General features: G+C 33.4%; 17 protein-coding genes and 2 pseudogenes. 7 read left to right on the forward strand and 12 right to left on the reverse strand.

What is annotated here, in order from left to right:
• Positions 1–854 precede the first annotated feature (854 nt).
• The 3 genes from BPMYX0001_RS10725 to BPMYX0001_RS10735 form a co-directional block, all read right to left on the reverse strand.
• Entirely contained in the window at positions 855–2651 is a 1797-nt protein-coding gene (locus BPMYX0001_RS10725; RefSeq protein ID WP_033798874.1) for an ABC transporter ATP-binding protein, read from the reverse strand.
• Positions 2644–4398 (reverse strand): ABC transporter ATP-binding protein, encoded by a 1755-nt coding sequence (locus tag BPMYX0001_RS10730; protein ID WP_006094877.1) that lies wholly within the window; start codon positions 4396–4398, stop codon positions 2644–2646. Before BPMYX0001_RS10730 ends, BPMYX0001_RS10725 begins: the two co-directional genes overlap by 8 nt.
• A 445-nt stretch (positions 4399–4843) precedes the next feature.
• On the reverse strand, positions 4844–5728 hold the full coding sequence (locus tag BPMYX0001_RS10735) for a GNAT family N-acetyltransferase (RefSeq protein ID WP_003203986.1): 885 nt from the start codon (positions 5726–5728) through the stop codon (positions 4844–4846).
• A gap of 514 nt (positions 5729–6242) precedes the next feature.
• On the opposite strand from BPMYX0001_RS10735, the gene zwf reads away from it, so the two are divergent.
• Together zwf and BPMYX0001_RS10745 are read left to right on the forward strand one after the other, a co-directional pair.
• Positions 6243–7763 (forward strand): glucose-6-phosphate dehydrogenase, encoded by a 1521-nt coding sequence (gene zwf, locus BPMYX0001_RS10740; RefSeq protein ID WP_006094878.1) that lies wholly within the window; start codon positions 6243–6245, stop codon positions 7761–7763.
• Positions 7750–8364 carry a cyclase family protein gene (locus BPMYX0001_RS10745; protein ID WP_033798875.1) on the forward strand — a complete coding sequence of 205 codons (615 nt, stop codon included), beginning with the start codon at positions 7750–7752 and terminating at the stop codon, positions 8362–8364. Before zwf ends, BPMYX0001_RS10745 begins: the two co-directional genes overlap by 14 nt.
• A 79-nt stretch (positions 8365–8443) precedes the next feature.
• On the opposite strand, the gene gnd is transcribed toward BPMYX0001_RS10745, so the two are convergent.
• From gnd to BPMYX0001_RS10760, 3 genes and pseudogenes are all read right to left on the reverse strand, one after another.
• Positions 8444–9346, reverse strand: coding sequence for a phosphogluconate dehydrogenase (NAD(+)-dependent, decarboxylating) (gnd, locus tag BPMYX0001_RS10750; RefSeq protein WP_006094880.1), 903 nt, complete (start codon positions 9344–9346; stop codon positions 8444–8446).
• A 181-nt stretch (positions 9347–9527) separates the two neighbouring features.
• Complete coding sequence (locus BPMYX0001_RS10755) at positions 9528–10217, reverse strand: MOSC domain-containing protein (RefSeq protein ID WP_018767020.1); 690 nt, start codon at positions 10215–10217, stop codon at positions 9528–9530.
• A pseudogene (locus BPMYX0001_RS10760) lies at positions 10217–10507 on the reverse strand (aminotransferase class III-fold pyridoxal phosphate-dependent enzyme); the annotation flags it as partial. The pseudogene BPMYX0001_RS10760 and the gene BPMYX0001_RS10755, both read right to left, overlap by 1 nt.
• A 261-nt stretch (positions 10508–10768) precedes the next feature.
• Here BPMYX0001_RS10760 and BPMYX0001_RS10765 point away from each other — a divergent pair.
• The gene (locus BPMYX0001_RS10765) at positions 10769–11680 is read left to right on the forward strand and encodes a LysR family transcriptional regulator (protein ID WP_006094882.1); all 912 of its coding nucleotides are present in this window, start codon (positions 10769–10771) and stop codon (positions 11678–11680) included.
• Between the two features lie 136 nt (positions 11681–11816).
• Here the strand turns inward: BPMYX0001_RS10765 and BPMYX0001_RS10770 are convergent, their stop codons facing one another.
• The 3 genes from BPMYX0001_RS10770 to BPMYX0001_RS10780 form a co-directional block, all read right to left on the reverse strand.
• The gene (locus BPMYX0001_RS10770) at positions 11817–13013 is read right to left on the reverse strand and encodes an MFS transporter (protein WP_033798876.1); all 1197 of its coding nucleotides are present in this window, start codon (positions 13011–13013) and stop codon (positions 11817–11819) included.
• Positions 13014–13165: 152 nt separating this feature from the next.
• On the reverse strand, positions 13166–13588 hold the full coding sequence (locus BPMYX0001_RS10775) for a MarR family winged helix-turn-helix transcriptional regulator (protein ID WP_006094884.1): 423 nt from the start codon (positions 13586–13588) through the stop codon (positions 13166–13168).
• Between the two features lie 133 nt (positions 13589–13721).
• Positions 13722–14327 carry a PRK06770 family protein gene (locus tag BPMYX0001_RS10780; protein ID WP_006094885.1) on the reverse strand — a complete coding sequence of 202 codons (606 nt, stop codon included), beginning with the start codon at positions 14325–14327 and terminating at the stop codon, positions 13722–13724.
• Positions 14328–14718: 391 nt separating this feature from the next.
• Here BPMYX0001_RS10780 and BPMYX0001_RS34885 point away from each other — a divergent pair.
• Positions 14719–14900, forward strand: a pseudogene (locus BPMYX0001_RS34885) (arginase family protein); the annotation flags it as partial.
• A gap of 112 nt (positions 14901–15012) precedes the next feature.
• Here BPMYX0001_RS34885 and BPMYX0001_RS10785 read toward each other — a convergent pair.
• Complete coding sequence (locus tag BPMYX0001_RS10785; protein ID WP_006094887.1) at positions 15013–15909, reverse strand: CPBP family intramembrane glutamic endopeptidase; 897 nt, start codon at positions 15907–15909, stop codon at positions 15013–15015.
• A 503-nt stretch (positions 15910–16412) separates the two neighbouring features.
• Between BPMYX0001_RS10785 and cspD the strand changes: the two genes are divergently transcribed.
• Together cspD and BPMYX0001_RS10795 are read left to right on the forward strand one after the other, a co-directional pair.
• Positions 16413–16616 carry a cold-shock protein CspD gene (gene cspD / locus BPMYX0001_RS10790; protein ID WP_003203959.1) on the forward strand — a complete coding sequence of 68 codons (204 nt, stop codon included), beginning with the start codon at positions 16413–16415 and terminating at the stop codon, positions 16614–16616.
• A gap of 87 nt (positions 16617–16703) precedes the next feature.
• Complete coding sequence (locus BPMYX0001_RS10795; RefSeq protein WP_000286203.1) at positions 16704–16889, forward strand: cold-shock protein; 186 nt, start codon at positions 16704–16706, stop codon at positions 16887–16889.
• Positions 16890–16973: 84 nt separating this feature from the next.
• Here BPMYX0001_RS10795 and BPMYX0001_RS10800 read toward each other — a convergent pair whose 3' ends face one another.
• Positions 16974–17528, reverse strand: a complete 555-nt coding sequence (locus BPMYX0001_RS10800) for a GNAT family N-acetyltransferase (protein ID WP_006094891.1) — start codon at positions 17526–17528, stop codon at positions 16974–16976.
• 516 nt (positions 17529–18044) lie between these two features.
• Here BPMYX0001_RS10800 and BPMYX0001_RS10805 point away from each other — a divergent pair.
• Positions 18045–18605: a hypothetical protein gene (locus BPMYX0001_RS10805; RefSeq protein WP_006094892.1), complete on the forward strand. Its 561-nt coding sequence runs from the start codon at positions 18045–18047 to the stop codon at positions 18603–18605.
• An 85-nt stretch (positions 18606–18690) separates the two neighbouring features.
• Here the strand turns inward: BPMYX0001_RS10805 and BPMYX0001_RS10810 are convergent.
• Positions 18691–20009: protoporphyrinogen oxidase (locus tag BPMYX0001_RS10810; RefSeq protein ID WP_157753657.1), on the reverse strand; the 1319-nt coding region annotated here is incomplete at its 5' end.

The raw sequence follows: 20009 nt of genomic DNA on the forward strand, positions 1-20009 counted from the left end.
TGATTTCCCCCCCTCTACCTTGGTTCGTTGAGTTCGTTTGTTTTGTTAGCACTTAAATTGAATTGCAACTACATTCCTTTTATTTAATAACTATTATCAGTAAAGAGTTCAGAAAATCCATAGACAATTACCAACACTTACTCTGCCATTTTTTCACTTTCCCACTGTAAGAGTAGATATGTCCGCTATTGTTTAAATAAACTTCTATATCCTCAGCAAACATCTTTTACATCCTCTTCTTCAATAACTCCCTTTTTATTTTCAGCCAATTTCTTCAAGTAATCAACGAATTTATTAATTATTTCCACTGCCATCATCCTTTCAATTCAAATGTCCATTTTGTTCAATAAAATAGAGTACCCGCCATTAGGTACTCTTTTGCGAAAGGAGTATGGAGCTCCAAGTATCATCTCAATTATGATAACTCGTCCCACACTTCATAATATGCTTGTCTCATTAAGTTGTTTACTAGTCCATTGTGTAATTTCTATATAACAAAGAAAATAAGGTATAATCATTTTCTATCTCCAGCATAGCTTCATACATTGGTTTATCATATCCAACGCCTTTTGCATAAACTAAAGATTTAATAAATGCCTTAATGACCCTCTTACTCTCAGGAGATAACTTACTATTGCTTATAAATTCAACTTGTGATCTAACTATCTTTCAATTCTTTATCCAAAAAAGCAATACACGCCTTTTCAACAGATGAATAAAAACCAACTGGCTTGAATCCGTATTTTGGTTCTTCGCCTTCTTTTGTTTTTTTGTACTTCTGATGTTTGCAATCACAAAAAAATGCGGTTTCTCAAATACAAGAAACCGCATTACATCAACATTTAAATTTAAATTTAAATTTTAAACTGACTCGTATACAGTCCATAATAGAACCCTTGACTTTCAATTAAAGATTCATGATTGCCCCTCTCAATAATTTCTCCATCTTGAATAACCAAAATTTGATCCGCTTTTTCAATTGTTTTTAATCGATGGGCAATTACAAAGCTTGTGCGTCCCTTCATCAAATTGTTTAATCCAGATTGAATTTGGAGTTCTGTTCTTGTATCAATGTTTGATGTTGCTTCATCAAGAATTAAAATATCTGCATCTGCTAAAATTGCTCTCGCAATTGCAAGCAGTTGCTTTTGCCCCTGACTTAAATTCGATCCTTCTGAAGCAATCTCTGTTTCATATTGATTTGGTAAATGTTTAATAAAGAAATGTGCAGAGGCTGCTTTTGCTGCAGCAATAACTTCTTCATTACTTGCATCTAGCCGTCCATAACGGATATTATCCATAATTGTACCAGCAAAAAGATATGTATCTTGCAAGACGACTCCTATTTTACTTCGTAAGGAGCTAATATCGTAATCTTTTATATCTTTTCCATCAATCTTAATTTGGCCCTTATGAATATCATAAAAGCGTGTTAATAAATTAATGACTGTTGTTTTTCCTGATCCAGTGGGGCCAACAAGTGCAATCGTTTCTCCTGGATGCGCATGTAAGTTTACATCTTTTAAAATTTCTTTTTCTTTCGTATATCCAAATGATACATGTTCGAAAGAAACATTTCCTTTTAGATTCTGAACAACAATTGCATCTTTTTTGTTTTGAATTTCTGGAACTTCATCCATAATTTCAAAAACTCGCTCTCCCCCAGCAACTGCAGCTTGAATTGTATTCATAAGCATTGCAAACTGACTAAGTGGTCTTGAGAATTGACGAGAATAGTTAATAAAAGCTGCGATGACACCAACTGTTGTCATACCATTTAAAACCATAATAGCACCTGCTAAGATAACAAGTCCCATCCCTAAGTTGTTAATAAAGTTCATACTTGGGAAGATAAACGCTGAAAATGTATCAGCTTTTGTAGCAGAAATTCTAAGTTGTTCATTAATCGCATGAAATTTATTTACTGTTTCTTTTTCTTTTCCGTACAACGTAATAACATCTGCACCTGTAATCGCTTCTTCAATAAAACCGTTCAATTCTCCTAAATCTTTTTGGCGCTTCGCAAAGTTTTTACCACTATATGCAACCAATTTTTTTGTTACAAAAAACATGATGGGTACTGTAATGAGTGTCACAATTGCTAAAATCCAATCTAGTGAAAACATTGCAATCGTCACACCAACAAATGTTAAAGCAGACGAAATGATTTGCACGACACTTTGTGTTAACGCTTGGTTTAAACTATCGATATCATTTGTAACGCGACTCATTAAATCTCCTTGTGAACGAACATCAAAGAAACGAAGAGAAAGCGTTTGGATTTTTTCAAAAATATCTTGCCTTATTTTTTGTATCGTTTTTAATGCAACATTAACCATTAAGTATGTTTGCAGCCACGTTAATAATACCGTAACGCCATAAATCCCAATGAGCAGCATACACATTCTTGCTGTCCCATTTAAATCTCTTGGTATGATATATTCATCAATAATAACTCCCATATAATATGGACCTAGTAAACCAAGTAATGTTGTGACAAATACAAGAACAGTAACGAACATAAGAGCTGCTTTTTGATAACCCATATAGTTCCAAATCCTCATTACAGTTCCTTTTGTATCTTTTGGTTTTCCTGATTTGGAATTGCTACGTCCACCTTTATTTCCGAACTGTCCTTGAAAATTACGCATGCTCTTTCCCCCTTTCTTGATGCAAACTACCACCTTGGGAAAGATATATATCTTGATACACTTCACATGTTTCTATTAAATATTCGTGCGTCCCACTTCCAACTAACTCACCATGATCTAAAACTAGAATTTGATCAGCATCTATAACAGATGATATTTTTGAGGCAATTAAAAATGTTGTCGTTTCTGTGTGTTCTTCTTTCAATGCTGTTTGTATAATTCCTTCTGCTTTTGCATCAACTGCAGATGTAGAATCATCTAACACAAGGATAGATGGCTTTCGAACAAGTGCCCTTGCGATAGAAAGACGCTGTTTTTGACCACCAGAAAGGTTCGTTGCGCCTTGCGTTAAGTTATACTGATATGTATTTTCAAGCTTATTAATAAACTCCGTCGCACAAGCTGCCCCTGATGCAGATTCTATTTCACCTTGCGTTGCTTCTTCTTTACCATATCGCATATTTTCTTCAATACTCCCTGAAAACAGCAATGCCTTTTGTGGAACAAATCCGATTGAAGAGCGAAGCACCTGTAAATCGTACTCTTTGACATTGACACCATCAACAAAAATCGCACCTTGATCAACATCATATAAACGTGGAAGTAATTTAACTAAAGTAGATTTCCCACTTCCTGTAGGACCAATAATCCCTATTTTTTCACCTTTTCTTGCGGTAAATGAAATATCTTTTAAAACATATTCATTATTTTTACTGTAACTGTAACTTACATGCTTAAATTCAACATTTCCCTTTACTTCCTCCGGCTGATACACATTTTTTTCATTTTCAATATCAACATTAGTTTCTAGTACTTGTTGCACACGATCAGCGGATGGGAAAGCACGCGCAATTTGAATAAATACCATACTGATGGACATAAGTGACATTAATATCATATTCAAATAGTTAATAAATGCCAAAATCGCTCCAACTTGTAGTGTACCATTAAAAATTTTTACGCCACCTATCCATAAGGTAGCTACAATACCACCATTTACAACGAGCATGATGATCGGCATCATTAATGAAATGATTTGTACTGCACGAATATTAATGCCCGTTAAGTTTTTATTTACTTTTTCAAACTGAGAAATTTCATGATTCTGTCTTACATAAGCCTTTACAACGCGAACACCAGATAGATTTTCTTGTAGTTTTGTATTCACTTTATCTAGCGCTTCTTGTACCCTTCTAAAGGATCCACTTGCATTCCCAGCGATAAAGACAATTGCAACTAAAAGAATAGGGACAACAACAAGTAGAATAGAAAATAGATCTTTTGCTGTAACAAAAACAATAATGATACTGCCTATAAATAATAATGGGCCACGAACAAGAACGCGTAATGTCATCGTCATGGCTGCTTGAATGGATGTAATATCATTTGTAACAATCGTTAGTAATTTTCCAGTCCCAAATGATTCTCGATTTTCACTAGAAAACGTCTCGATTTTTGTAAAAACATCTTTTCTTATATCCGTTGCGAAGTTAACAGCCGCTTTCGTAGAATACATCATACATCCAAGCCCACCAATTAATCCAAGTGCTGCTGCTCCTATCATAAAAATTCCCATTTTAATTACATAATGAAAATCTTGATTAGCAATTCCAACATCAATAATATGTTGCATAATTGTCGGTTGAATTAAATCCATCGCAACCTCAAGTACCATAAACAGTGGTCCAATAACGGCGAAGAACATGTATGGTTTTAAATACTGTAACAATTTGCGAAATGATTTCATACATTGTCTCCTTTTCTTATGAAATTATCATTTTATAACTCAAATCCCCCTCCATTCTATTCATCTGGGCATTTTCATCACTACTACAATTATGTTCCACAGATTAATATTTAACATTATTAAATGATAAGTATTAATTATACATTCGTCAATCAAAGTGCCTTAATTTGATGGAAAATAAGACTTTTATCACAAAACTTTATGGACGCTTATTTAACTCTATTTCAAGACAATAACAAAAAGCCGCATTCTTTCATAATAGAATGCGGCTAATTTTAATTATGTATGCTCAATTGTAAAATCCAAAAATTCTGTTTCAAATCCATTATCTTTTGATGGACTACAAGTATAATTTCTTAAACATTCCATAATTCACTTATCTATCATTTCCTGTAATCCAATCAAAAAGTATCTGTTAATAGTTACTTCTAGATTAAGATTCTATTTAAAATTCAGTCAAAACTGGAAATTTATATCCTTTAAAATCGATCTTTTCACCACCGCGAACCATCAAATGTTTTTTAGATTGAAACTCTTTGTGCGCTACCTCTTCAAGCCCTAACTCATCAGGGTAAAAGTAAAATTCAATCTCTGTAAATGGCTCAGATATTTCAGCACATATATCATCTAAAATCGGAAAGATTTGTGCGAAAATACCAAATAGTTTCAGCACTTGATTTTTTACTTCAAATACAATAAGCGCGTCGAGTTTCTTTGAATAATATAGTTTTTCATTCCATTTCGCATCGTACATATTAAAATAAAAAGAAGACTGATAGTTTAATGTTGAAAATTCCATTGAAAGCTGTTGAGCGTTTTCTATTATTCCCTTTATAAGTTCCATATCTTTTTCATCATAAAAGTTTAATTTTCGAAGTGAAGACGAGCGAGGTAGAGTATTATCATATGATAATGTCATCAGATATTCTTGTACGACTCGAAAACCAAATGGTTCGTATAATTCCGGTTTCTCTGTAAATAATATTGCACATTCATACTTTGTATCTATTTCTTGTAATACTTTACAAAACAGCTGCTTCATCAAGCCTTTTCTCCGATATTCTGGATGTGTCATGACAGATTGAATACCAGCTGCATAAATCCGTTCTCCATTTACAAACATTGGTAGCGAAAACATAGACACATTTGCTATTACTTGACCTTCTTGTAAATATGAAAAAGGTTTGTATGTAGTGTCCCAAAATCCATTGGCCTCAAAATTTTGTAACGTTTGAACAGGAATACGAAACACTTCTTCAAATAATTGAAATAACGGTTCCTTTTTCGATTCCTCCACAAAAAAGTTTTCAGAAAGAATAAGATTCCCCATATTGTTCCTCCATAAGTTCATTCTTATCAATGTAATTGTTTTCTATTGTGTTTAAATCAAGTAAGTCTTCTTACAACTCAACGCATCATCACAAAATATACCAAAATAAGTTAAGATTTTCAAGATAACTCCGAATACTAATCCACCTGTTTTTTCCCTTTATGATTCAGACAAGTTCTTTTCAGTAAAACTCTAAGGAATTATTTTTTTAGTATTACAGCACTTTTATAATTTTTATATTTAACAGCTAACCGATATATGTCAGATAAAGTGAAACTTTAATCAGTGCGGGTTTTCTTCATCCCCCACTGATTATTAGCCCTCACCAATCGGGCTTTTACGGGCAGTTTATCTCCGACTCAATTCCTGTACTTTCGCTGAATTGTGAGGTGGGAGGTCTTACTGCCCGCGAATAGCGGGATAAAAATTATTTTATCTTACTCTTACATGTATTGTTCAATAATCACCATACTAAGTGGGAACTAATTTCATTTAAAGTGAGGGCTATTTAACCATGAAAAATTATACTACTCCTAAATGTATTATCGTTATTTTTGGTGCGACAGGTGATTTAGCAAAGCGCAAATTATTCCCGTCTCTTTTCAGGCTCTTTCGACAAAGGAAAATCTCTGAAAACTTTGCCGTTGTTGGTGTGGCAAGAAGACCATTATCTACTGAAGAATTTCGTGAAAATGTTAAACAATCTATTCACAATTTACAAGAAGAAAACATGACTCATGATACATTCGCTTCCCATTTTTATTATCATCCTTTTGATGTAACGAATTTATCTTCTTATCAGGAGCTAAAAAGTTTATTAATCACTCTAGATGGAAGGTATTTTACCGAAGGGAATCGTATGTTTTATTTAGCAATGGCCCCTGATTTTTTCGGCACAATTGCCACGAATTTAAAATCAGAAGGATTAACTTCAACAGAAGGTTGGATTCGTTTAGTGATTGAAAAGCCATTTGGACATGATTATGAATCAGCACAAGCATTAAATGATCAAATTCGCCATGCCTTCACAGAAGATGAAATTTATCGTATTGACCACTATTTAGGTAAAGAAATGGTTCAAAACATTAAAGTCATTCGATTTGCGAATGCAATTTTTGAACCCCTTTGGAATAATCAATATATAGCTAACATCCAAATTACTTCAAGTGAAACTTTAGGAGTAGAAGAGCGAGGCCGCTATTACGAAGATTCAGGTGCACTACGTGATATGGTCCAAAATCATATGTTACAAATGGTGGCACTCCTTGCAATGGAACCACCAATAAAGCTAACCGCAAATGAAATCCGAAGTGAAAAAGTCAAAGTACTACGTGCTTTACAGCCACTTTCAGAAGAAACAGTAGAACATAATTTTGTACGAGGACAGTATGGACCAGGTATGATAGACGAGGAAAAAGTAATTAGCTACCGTGAAGAGAACGCAGTAGATTCAGATTCGAACACAGAAACATTCGTTTCTGGTAAATTAATGATTGAAGATTTCAGGTGGTCAGGAGTTCCTTTCTATATTCGAACTGGGAAACGTATGCAAGAAAAATCAACTGAAATTGTCATACAATTTAAAGACTTACCAATGAATCTATATTTTAATAAGGAAAAAAAAGTTCATCCTAATTTATTGGTCATTCATATTCAACCGGAAGAAGGAATTACCCTCCATTTAAATGCGCAAAAAACCGATAGCGGTACTACTTCGACACCCATCCAATTAAGTTATTGTAATAACTGTATGGACAAAATGAATACACCTGAAGCATATCAGGTTCTTCTATACGATTGTATGCGTGGTGATTCAACTAACTTTACACATTGGGACGAAGTATGTCTTTCTTGGAAATTCGTTGATACAATCTCGAGTGTTTGGCGTAATAAACCGGCGAAACATTTTCCTAACTATGAGTCTGGGTCAATGGGCCCTAAAGAATCTGATGCTTTATTAGAAAGAGATCGCTTCCATTGGTGGCCAACGATAACCTCTCATTTGAAAGGAGAAAGTTACAATGAAAATATATGATATTACAGCACCTATATTTGAAGGGATGACTGTTTACAAAAATAAGCCTGAAAAACAACCACAATTTTCAAGAACAACAAATGCGCATGTCACGGAGTCACGTATTACATTAGACGTCCATACAGGTACACATATTGATGCACCATTACATATGATTAACGAAGGAGCAACCTTTGAAAGTATTCCATTAGAAAAATTAGTGGGACCTGTTAAAGTTTTTGATTTAACAACTGTTGAAGATGGAATTACAATAACTGATTTACAACACCTCGATATTCAAGAGAATGACTTTATCTTATTTAAAACTCGTAATTCTTTTGAAGACGAGTTTAATTATGAATTTATTTTTTTAAAAGAAGACGGTGCCCATTATCTAGCGGAGCGAAACATTAGAGGAGTTGGTATTGATGCTCTCGGGGTGGAACGTAGCCAACCAGGACACCCAACTCATAAGGCATTATTCGATGCAAATATTATCCTCATTGAAGGATTACGTTTAAAAAACGTGCCGGCAGATCCGTATTTTATGGTAGCTGCACCATTAAAACTAGTTGGAACTGATGCCTCTCCAGCACGTGTTCTTCTTTTTAAAGATATATAAATAATAAACAACCCCGTTCTTTTAAGAACGAGGTTGTTTTTATGTAGAAAACGTTTTTCAATTACATTAAGATAATGACTCATTTTTTGTCACTTTTTTCTACCGCATGTCCGCCAAATTCGTTACGGAGTGCTGCAACAACTTTACCTGTAAATGTATCATTTTCTAATGAACGATACCTCATTAATAAGGACAGGGCAATAACAGGTGTCGCTGTTTGTAAATCAAGAGCCGTTTCAACTGTCCATTTTCCTTCTCCTGAAGAATGCATGATTCCTCTAATGTCATCTAACTTTGCATCCTTTGAAAATGCGCGTTCCGTTAAATCCATGAGCCATGAACGAATAACTGAACCATTATTCCATACTCTTGCTACTTTTTCATAGTCATAATCAAACTCGCTTTTCTCTAACACTTCAAATCCCTCACCAATAGCAGCCATCATACCATATTCAATCCCATTATGAACCATCTTTAAAAAATGACCACTTCCTGCTTTTCCTGCATATAAATATCCATTTTCTACAGCTGTATCTCGAAATACAGTCTCAACAGTTTCCCACGCTTCCGGATCTCCTCCAATCATATAACAAGCACCATTACGAGCACCTTCTGTTCCACCAGACGTTCCTGCATCCATAAAATGCACACCAGCTTTTTTAAACTCATCATAACGACGAATGGATTCCTTATAATAGGAATTACCCGCTTCAATCACAATATCTCCTTGACTTAAAAGCGGTGTAATTTCATTAATAACAGTATCAACAACAGCATGTGGCACCATAATCCATAGAATTCTTGGTTTTTCGAGAGATTGAATAAGTTCAGATAGACTAGATGTACCTATAGCTCCATATTCTTTTATTTCTTTTATAGCATCTGTATTTACATCATACGCCACTACTTCATGATTCTTATCAATTAAATTTTGACCTAAATTTAATCCCATTTTCCCTAGACCGATTAACCCTATTTTCATTTTTAACTCCTCCTAAAAATACCTAAGTGAGATTCGCTAATCCTTTGTTTATCTTTCTTCATTTGAACAATCAATATTTATCCAAATTTTTTCACTACGGATATATTTTGCACGAATCAGCTCTGGTAGATGCATAGGAGTCACTTAATATTTATACTTTAACATTACAGTTCCTACCCCGTTATTCACTAATCCCTTCTAATCTCTCCTTCGTACTTCCTTCTTCTCCTTTCAAACGTTTTTCAAATGTTTTTCTCCAACTTGCTGAAAGGGCCTCTACTCCTAAAATCCTTCGTACTCCCTCAAAGTTACGTTTTTCTTTATGCATTATATGGTTTGCAAAAGCGATTGAAATCCCTTTACGATCAGACTCAAGTTGCGTAAGAGAATCTGTTGGTGATACCCACCCCTCTTTTAGAACACGAAAATAAAATCCCGTATACCCTGTGTTTTGGAAGTAGAGTGGTAATTGCGGTATATCATACTTTTTTGCTAATTTAAAACAAGGTTGCCTTGGTTGACTTACTTGTACCACCGCTTCGCCAATTTGAAATATATCACCTATACAAACATCTTCCTCAAGCATGTCTTGTACTGTCATATTCTCTCCAAAAGCACCGTATACAAGCTTTCGATTCAATTCCTTTTCCCAATACGGATAATGGTTATAGGAATAAACACAAACTGCTTTATCTATTCCTCCATGATGGACTAAATCAGCTTGCCCATCTCCGTTAAATTTTAGTGATGATAAAAAAACAGGCTCACTTACCCGTGATTTATTAATACCCGTTTGAATTAATTTCCCACCATATGACACTTCTTTGGGCATACCTACATTAAGAGACCTCAAGTCATACGACCTTGGCATCATTCCCCACTCCTTTTACTATTTTGACAAAGCGCTTCAAAAGCTTGATTTATTATCTCAAACCCCTTATCAATTTCTTCATTCGAAATTACAAGTGGTGGTAAAAATCGAAGAACATTATCATGTATACCCGCCCCAATGCTTATAAGCCCATTTTTCCAAAACTCCTTAATTAACTGCGCTGTTAATTCTTTTGCGGGTTCTTTCGTTACATGATCGGTCACTAGCTCCATTGCACCAATTCCACCCACAAAATCAATAAAGTTATTTCCATCTACATCTGTTATCATTGCTTCTTTTGCCGATTGTACGTACAAAGGTATTAAATTATATACCCCCCTATTGGTACAGCTTGTTGATATCTCTTATGAAGTTCTTGAGAATAATTACCTGGTAATGTATTAGATTTTAATGCTTGTATCATGTCATCACCTCATCTATTTTTTACAATGATTACTTTGCTGTTCTACTAATGTGAGTATAATTTCAAGATGATCATTGTTCAATTCAATTATTTATATGATAATGATAGGTAAAACCTATCATTAGAGGTGATTCCCATCGAGTTAAGACAATTAGAATACTTTGTAGCTGTTTCAAACGAATTACATTTTACAAAAGCAGCTGAAAAATTAAACATTTCACAACCTTCACTGAGTCAACAGATTCGTGCACTTGAACATGAAATTGGTATGCCTCTTTTTGATCGAATTGGCAAAAAAATCTCTTTAACAGAAGCGGGAAGAATTTTGCTTTCACATAGTAAAAAAATCTTTCACGAAGTAGAACAAGCGCATGCTGCAATTCAAGATTTAAACGGGCTTCAGCAAGGAAAGTTAACCATTGGTGCTCTATTGACGACCGTAAACTACTTATTACCACCAGCCATTTTGAATTTTAATGAGTTATATCCCAATATTGAACTTTCCGTATTAGGTCTTCGTACTGGGGAAATTCGTGAAAAATTGTTACAAAACGAATTAGATATTGGCATTACATTTCTTCCTGTTCAAGACAAAGAAATCATATCTATTCCGCTTTATCAAAATGAACTTACTTTAGTAGTGCCAACTAATCACGAATTAACACAACACACTACTGTAACGATGGGAGTGTTACAGAAATATCCTATTATCCTTCTTCCCAAAAATTTCTTTTTAACACAGCTTATTCGTTCGCATTGTCAAAACTTTAACTTTACACCAAAACCAATTTTAGAAATAAGTACAATGGAATCATTAATTCACATGGTGTCAAAAGGAATGGGAATTACAGTGTTGCCTAAACCATATATAGACTTTCTACAGAGTAACTCTATTCAAGCTATTAAAATCAAAAATCCTACTGCAACAATAGAAATTGGAATTATTTATAGAAAGGATAAATATATGTGTGCCGCTACACGAATGTTTATTGAGCAGTTACAAAAGATTGTAGCTTCTTTTCAAAAAATAGAAATTTAAATATAAACTAGGTGAAACAACAAAGGTAAAGTAAACAAAGAAAAAGAGTTGATTGTCTCTGCTGAAGGATACCAACTCTTTTTGGAGTTTCATTCATTTCTCACCTATAACGTATACCTTCTTTTTCCTTCCCATTTTATATGCCAATTTGATTTTTCGTAGTTGTAGCCTTCTCTTGAACAAGAAAATATATGCTCGGAAGGATGAGTAAACTAGCAATTGCACAAATTATTCCTAAGACAAAGAACGGTAAACCTTTACTCAAAGCAAACGATGCAACACTTGAAGCAATCGTCATTCCGATATACATTGCAGAACTATTTAATGCCATAACTGTCCCTCGTATAGCTGGATTTAATTCTGAAATCAAGGCAGTGAGTGAAGCCTGACCAAACCCAATACATATACTCCAGATCATATGTGCGGTAATCGCATATTTTACATTTCCAATATATACAGAAAATAAAATCACACTTATAGAAGCAAATATACTTGCGATTGAAACCACAACTTTCTTACCTATTTTATCCGCCAATTTCCCACCAGCTATATTACCAATTACACTTCCTAAACCAGCAAAGAAAATAACAATTCCAATCTGTCCAATTGTAAACCCAAAATTTATTCCATAATACACACCTATGTATGAGAACATACCATGTAGTCCTACAGTCCATAAAAACGTTGCTAATAACGCAAAGAAAACAGAGAAATTTGTAAATACGATTTTACAAGATCCAATCATTGCTTTGGGTGCAGAAATTGATAACTGGTTTTTCGAAATCTCTTTTTGTAACAATCGACTTGTAATTAACGTAACAAGCAAAGCCAGTAATCCAATAATATAAAATGTCCATTGCCAGTTTCCTACCTCAGATAAAAACGCACCGATAGGGACACCTAATACCGTCGATCCAACCATTGCTCCCATAATCATCCCCATCGCTTTTCCTCGTGACTGGTACGGTACTTTATCTCCTACTAATGCAAATACACTTGGCATGATCATAGCTCCGGATAAACCAGTCAGTCCACGAAACAATAAGAGTATTTCAAAATGATTCGTAAGCCCGGTACAAAATGTAGCGGCTGAAAAAATGATAAGACCTGTGACAATCATTTGCTTTCTCCCCACCTTATCAGACAATGGTCCAAAAAATGGAGCTGTTATCCCATAGCATAGTGCGTATGCTGTAATTAAAAGCCCTCCCTTTTCAGCAGGCATTCCTATTGTCTGTGAAATCGCAGGCAATAATGGTGAAACAATTAAAGAATCTAAACCGATAAAAAACGCGATAACTGCTAAAATACGTAACATTGATTTTACTTGCAACTTGTATTCCCCTCTTTTTACTTCATATATGAAATAATTATTTAAATTCCTCCTCACACCTCCGATTTTATATACGTTATTTTATTTCATATATGTATTATTTATATAAAGAAAAATGTAACAGAATGTTACACTTTTCTTATATATCACAATTAAACTATACAATGCTTCCATTTTAATAATAATTCTTGTAGCTTCTGTTCTTCTTCATCAGTAAAACAGCCACAATTTTCTTCTAAAAAACCTGCATATTTTACATCGACTTTTTCCCTAGCTATTTCTCCCTTTTCAGTTAAATACACAAGTGTTTCACGTTGATCATTTGGATTTTTCTCTGTCGCAACGTAACCATCTCGTTTCATCCTTTGGATCATCGTTGTCATATTACTTGGAACACACCCCATATTTTCAATTAGCTTAGACATAGAAACCTTTCCAGACTTCGTAAGTACTTGTATCACACCAAATTGAACATAACTTATATCGTGCTCTTCTATCGCTTTATCCAAATTTCTTTGCAGTTGATGATAGACATCTCGAATATTTCCATATAATTCTCTTTTTTTCATATCCATTCGAAAAAGCCTTCCTTTTTTATTTCATATATGAATCTTATTCCCATTTATTTCATATGTCAAATAAAGCGAATATGCAGCGGAACTTTTATATTTCGCTACGTATTTATCCTTATCTATCAAATTTTCAAAACTATTTTTTAACTTGTTCACCACCTGCTATTAACATGCTTCCTGAGAATGTCTCCTTTTGCATGAAGACTTTATTAATCAACTCTTTCTGCTCATTTTGTGACATTACACCCTTACCTTCGCCAAGATTACCGCTTTGTAATTTCCAAATCGTATTATGATCCGCATCAACTTTCTCGTATTTCCCTTGTTTCCATCTTTCTAAAATATCTATATATGTATTTTTATGATTCATATCACTACTCTTAACAATCCCCAATAAACTTTCAATTCGTTCTTGCGTTATAAAAATATAACCCCACTTTTGATCCGCTTTTACTTTTTGATGTGCCATTTCATGTAATGCGATTTGTAATTTTTCATCAGTCCACTTAAAGCCTTTATTAAAGTCACTATTTGGCAACGAATAATTACCATTATCTAGCGGTTTTGCATTCTCTGCTTTTACTTTACTATCAGCTAACACTTCCACTGCCGGAGCCGCAGTTGGTGTTTTTTTAGCGGTTGGTTTACTATGATTGAGATAATATAAAATTCCGTAAGTAAGTGCCACACCGATTACTACCATTCCAGCAATTATCCCTAGTATTTTTAATAGTGTTTTCATTGTACATATTTCCTCCCCCCAACATTCTATCACTCATTTTTTCCTACCTATTGCGTTTTTCAAAAATAACTTGTTATAAATTATTCTTTAAAAATGCTTTTTCTTAAAAATTCTCCATCCATTCTCTCCCCAAAAATAACATTTGATCAAAATCTTTCATAGGTTTCCTTTTATTGTATTTCTATTCAGTTTCATATTGCAAGATTATTCTGTAAAAGGATTATGATTTTCTAAAATTCATATAAGAATTTTTCCACACTCCATCTCTGCTCGGCAAAATACGGTTAGCTTTATCCAGACTATACCCTTTGAAATCAGTTGAATTAAGAAAGCATTTTATTTTAAGTCATTTAAATTTGTGCTAGATTAGTACGTAAAGAAGATGACTGAAATGAGTTTATTACATAAAGGTATAACATTCCTTCATTTTGACGGAAACGTATGAATTACAAAATAAACTTCATTCTTATCCACATGAAGATATTGATTTTAGGCATCTAGAACACTCAAATTTATATTGTAAAAAATATCCTGTATCATATCAAAGAACAGTTGCATAATAAAAAAATCAAATATACTAATCTTAGGAACCTTCTATCAAACATTTAAACGTTATAGTCATACTCATTACTTTTCACATTATGCACGATGTTGTTCTAATCACAATATAACTATCCCCCATAAATTACCCAATATTATGTTGTTTCAATTTTCTTCCCCACAATTGTCTCCATAATACAATGCAGGCAACAGCAAGCATAATTGTTGTGATTACACTTCCTTCAATCCCAAAAGTTCCTCCATGTAACGATTTCGGACCGCTTGTTGTTGATTTAAACAGAGGTGTAGAGTATATTGTTGTACCACTTACCGCAAAACCATATATATTATATTGAGCCCAGTTCCATATAGAATGCCAAGCACATATACCCCAAAGACTATTTTCCTTTAATACATAAAACGCTGCGAATACACCAACTAATATGATATTTGATATAGAAAGAACTGTAATGCCTGGATTCAGTAGATGGAGAAATCCAAATAGTAATGAGGTAACAGCAACTCCAATCCATACCCGACTTCTAACTGAAATAACTGGAAATAACCAACCACGTACAACAATTTCTTCTGTGGCACCTTGTACTAAAAATGCTATTAAAGAACCTACCATTCCCAATATGACTGTACTTGAAATCTGTTGTATATGTAAGGTAACAGAACCACTTAAAACTAAAATTAAAACGGGTATTGTTATAAATGTAAGCCCAATGAATGCTCCGCGTAAGTATTTTTTTAAAGCTTTATCTTTCCAAAAACCAATTGATGAAAATGGACGTTTTTCCACAAAACGAACCCATAAAAATACAAATAAAATTGCTCCGCCAAATGTTAATAACATCCTTAAGTTATCATAAATCCCTTTCATCAATGTCGTTTCTGCTTTTGGTAAAAACAACATAAATAGCATGAATAACTCACCAAGTGTTAAAAATACAATCGATAATATTACTGCTAAAATTGGGTGTACTTTTTTTCGACCTTCCTTTGCTGCTTCAATTGTTTTAAATCGACTATTATTCAAAACTACTCCTCCCTTCCCTTCTATAACTTACAAATACTTCCTATTTTACACTAAATTTATTATTTTTTATACTTTTATATCCCCATTTAAAATTCATATCCATAAATTTAAAAATACAACAAGGAATGCCACTCGTAATCATTTGGAGTATTTTCACATATTTTCGAACCAGGAATAATACATAAAAGTGAATATTTTTAATCTTGTTAATAAAAAACTTAGATACATGAAATACAATCAAATCCCTATACCAATAGCATTATTGAAGCACTCGCTCTTAAAAATATCCTGTTTCCTTCCAACACTTGCTATTTCTCACCATTTGTTGTAAGATAGGTCTTAAGGTCAAATTTATAAAAGCTTAACTTTACATATTATCAAGCATCTATTAAGAATAATAAGTATTCCTAATGGTTTTTTGATAATATGTGAATTTTTATTTTCGTTGAAATAAGACGGATCATATTGTAATTTATTTTTCTTATTTTTAGGAGGCATTTACCATGACATTAACAGGTAAAGTAAAATGGTTTAACAGCGAAAAAGGTTTCGGTTTCATCGAAGTTGAAGACGGTAGCGATGTATTCGTTCACTTCTCAGCTATCACTGGCGAAGGTTTCAAATCTCTTGACGAAGGTCAAGAAGTTAGCTTCGAAGTTGAAGAAGGCAACCGCGGACCTCAAGCTAAAAACGTTGTAAAGCTATAATTTAAACAATAAAAAGGTTGTTACCATCGCACGGTTAACAACCTTTTTAATATATAATTAAAATTTTTACATAAAAGGAGTGGTCACATGTATCGCAATCGAAAGAACGATGTAGCAGAAGTACCACCAGAACAAACCCCTGTTTGGGAATGTGAATCAGAGGATTGTTTAGGATGGATGAGAAAGAACTTTTCATTTGAAGAAGAGCCAAAATGCCCTTTATGTAAAAGTAGCATGAAAAGCGGAGAACGTTTATTACCTAAATTAGGTTAATTTCTTCATTCCCCTCTTATCTTTTGATAAGAGGGGTTCGTTATTTTTCATTACTATCTAATTATAAAAGAAAAACCATGCGTACTATATCTCATGGTTCTTTTCTATATCTGTTCGTATAATAGAATATATATATACATCTCGTTGTTGATCTCCTTGATGAATATACCCTCTTAATAGTCCTTCTTTCTGAAATCCTATTTTGGACAACATCTTACAAGATGCTACATTTTCAGGATATGTAATTGCACCGATTCTGAATATCCCTAGCTCCTGAAAACTATAGGTAATGATTTTTTGCACAGCTTCCGTTGCATAGCCTTTTCTCCAGTAAGAAGGATGTAAATCATAACCAATCTCAGAACGTTTACTCCAAAGTTGTAAATTATTTAATCCAATCGTACCAATTAAAATACCTGTTTCCTTCAATACAATTCCCCATCGAATTGCACGTTTTTCAAAAAAATTTTTTGAAAAAGATTCAATCATACGCGAAGCCTGACCAAATTCTGTAAAGGAATTCATTCCATAATAGCGCGTTACTTCTTCAAGCGAAAAAATTTCATATATTTTTTGACAATAAGATTGATCAATTTCAACTAAACGTAACCGTTCTGTTTCTAAAACAGGAAATGCCATTGAAATCCTCCTAATGTTTTTCTTTTTACTGATTTATTATATCAGAAAAATCTTCTCCAATCGGAAGTTTCATCATAAATAAAAGCCTGTTTTCTAAATAGATGAAACAGGCTTCCCCCATGGTTTTCTTAATTTATTCGGTTTATACACAATATTTAATTCGTTTTAAATCTAACCGAATTAATACTCTAAATTATTATCTTTCAAGTATTTCTAACACTTACCGGAAAAGAAATTCAAAACCAAAATCTGATGTTTACTGATTTAATAGTAACTGCAATCATTATGATTACCATAATCGGATTCCTACTATTATTCGGAACACGGAAAATGGAATTAACAAATAAAAATAAGGATTAATGTTTCTTTAAAAATGAACTATATATATTTGTTTCTCGAAAGCTTCCCCATATCCAATATCAATTGGATATTTATGTTAAAATATTAGTGAACTATACATCACGTTATTATTCAACGCAGAGATAAGAGTTGTATTAACGGAGGTGACCGAAAATCATGTATATTTTTATAGGCATTGCCCTCTTGTTCATTTCACTTGTTTTTTTATTCGCACAGCGATTCGCACCAAACTCGGCGATGATGACAAGTTTCAAAGGAAACAGCTTGAAAAAATTTATAATTGGGCTTGTAATCGCCTCGGTATTATCACTTTCATATGGATTTTATCACGCAGCCACTTATCAACCTTCCTTGCTAGACATTAAACTAAACAATACACAATATATCGTTTCAGGTGATATTGGTGAATTTGGTTATTTCTCAGAACAAATAATCAAAAAAGAAAAAGAAACCGAACTTTATTTCGCTTCTTGGAAAACACTGAGTTTAGAAAAACCTCAAATTATCATAAACTACCCTTCTGGTAAAACAGAAACTTGGAAACCGAATATTTCCCTAATAAAAAATACATCCACAAAAGAAATAAAAGAAAAATATAACATAAAAGAGGTTTATCAACTCTCCCCTTATTCATTTAAAGAAGCTGGTAACGTCACATTAACAATTACAGAAAATAAAACGAAACGTGCAGAAACCCTAATCAAAATTAAAGAATAAACGATAGATACAATTTTTAGTAAAAAACAGACGAAATCCCACTCTTATACTAGAGAGGGATTTCGTCAAAAATATAAAGGTTACGTTATTCAAAGTGATTATTCAATACTTCAATAATCTTCTCTGCCGTTTTCTTTCCATTTCCTATACAAGCCCCAATGCCTACACCATAGTATGAAGCCCCCGCTAGATACATATTTGGAAAAACATCTAATAATTTCTCATTTAAAGATTGAACTGCATGGTTATGTTCTAAATGATAATTTGGCATTAAATCTTTCCAGTCCGTAACTTCAACAATTTGCGGTTCTCCCTGAATTCTAAGGCTTTTCTCAATATCAGATAAGGCAACTTGAATCAATTCTTCCTTACTTTTATGTTTCATTTTTTCATAAGCAGGATTCGAACTTTTATAAAACAATCTCACCAATAAATTTTGTTTATCTGATGTATGCTTCCATTTCCTGCTTGTCCACGTGCATGCATCACAAAGTAAATCACTATTTTCTGAAACAATGAAACCAGTTCCATCTACCGGTAATTGTTCATCAGCTATTTCAAACCCTAAATAAATGCTAATTAACGAAGAATTTTTTAGTTTATTGAAATCATCATCTAATTCATTAGAACTTAATAATGTTTGTGCAACATCATGTGGAGTAGCTATAACAACGTAATCCGCTTTTATTGTCTCTTGATTTGAAAAAGAAACTTCATATCCATCATCAACTCTATTTACCTTCGTCGTTGTTACTCCTTTTCGTATATCTGTCTCAGCTAATTCCTCTTCTAAACGATTAATAATCGTAGAAAGTCCATTTTTAAATGATAAAAACTTCTTATTCCCAGCAGCCTGAAATTGTTTTTTATTTACTTCAAAACCTTTTATAATACTGCCGTATGTATTTTTGTAATCAAGTAAATATGGTAGTGTAGAAGCCATTGTAAGCTCATTCAATTTACCAGAATACACTCCTGAAAGAACGGGGGAAATCTGTTTTTCAACCAACTCTTTTCCTAAAAAACTTTCTAAAAATACAGCGAGTGATGTATCTTTCGTAAAATCTTTATTCTTTGTAATAAAGTCTTTCAGCGCAATGATTTTCCCTTTCGTTGAAACTAACGTACTACTAAATAACGACTCTACACTCATCGGTATACCAAATACTGTGTCAGCAGGAATCGGATGTAACGTATCATTTGAGTAAATATAAGAAATACCTGTTTCGTTATATACCATTTCATCTTCTAATTGCAGTTCTTTTACAAATGGCATAACATTTTCATTTCGTGCAACGATTGAATCGGCTCCTGTTTCCAGGATGAAATCTTTTTCTTTCACACTGTGAATTTTCCCGCCCAAATATTCATTCTGTTCTACAAGGATTAATTCCAAATCTATAT

Source organism: Bacillus pseudomycoides DSM 12442 (assembly GCF_000161455.1).
Taxonomy (GTDB): domain Bacteria; phylum Bacillota; class Bacilli; order Bacillales; family Bacillaceae_G; genus Bacillus_A; species Bacillus_A pseudomycoides.

Coding starts and splice junctions, on each gene's coding strand:
- BPMYX0001_RS10725 (WP_033798874.1), bottom strand. CDS start 2,651: ATGCGTAATTTTCAAGGACAGTTCGGAAATAAAGGTGGACGTAGCAAT.
- BPMYX0001_RS10730 (WP_006094877.1), bottom strand. CDS start 4,398: ATGAAATCATTTCGCAAATTGTTACAGTATTTAAAACCATACATGTTC.
- BPMYX0001_RS10735 (WP_003203986.1), bottom strand. CDS start 5,728: ATGGGGAATCTTATTCTTTCTGAAAACTTTTTTGTGGAGGAATCGAAA.
- zwf (WP_006094878.1), top strand. CDS start 6,243: ATGAAAAATTATACTACTCCTAAATGTATTATCGTTATTTTTGGTGCG.
- BPMYX0001_RS10745 (WP_033798875.1), top strand. CDS start 7,750: ATGAAAATATATGATATTACAGCACCTATATTTGAAGGGATGACTGTT.
- gnd (WP_006094880.1), bottom strand. CDS start 9,346: ATGAAAATAGGGTTAATCGGTCTAGGGAAAATGGGATTAAATTTAGGT.
- BPMYX0001_RS10755 (WP_018767020.1), bottom strand. CDS start 10,217: ATGCCAAGGTCGTATGACTTGAGGTCTCTTAATGTAGGTATGCCCAAA.
- BPMYX0001_RS10775 (WP_006094884.1), bottom strand. CDS start 13,588: ATGGATATGAAAAAAAGAGAATTATATGGAAATATTCGAGATGTCTAT.
- BPMYX0001_RS10780 (WP_006094885.1), bottom strand. CDS start 14,327: ATGAAAACACTATTAAAAATACTAGGGATAATTGCTGGAATGGTAGTA.
- cspD (WP_003203959.1), top strand. CDS start 16,413: ATGACATTAACAGGTAAAGTAAAATGGTTTAACAGCGAAAAAGGTTTC.
- BPMYX0001_RS10795 (WP_000286203.1), top strand. CDS start 16,704: ATGTATCGCAATCGAAAGAACGATGTAGCAGAAGTACCACCAGAACAA.
- BPMYX0001_RS10800 (WP_006094891.1), bottom strand. CDS start 17,528: ATGGCATTTCCTGTTTTAGAAACAGAACGGTTACGTTTAGTTGAAATT.
- BPMYX0001_RS10805 (WP_006094892.1), top strand. CDS start 18,045: ATGTATATTTTTATAGGCATTGCCCTCTTGTTCATTTCACTTGTTTTT.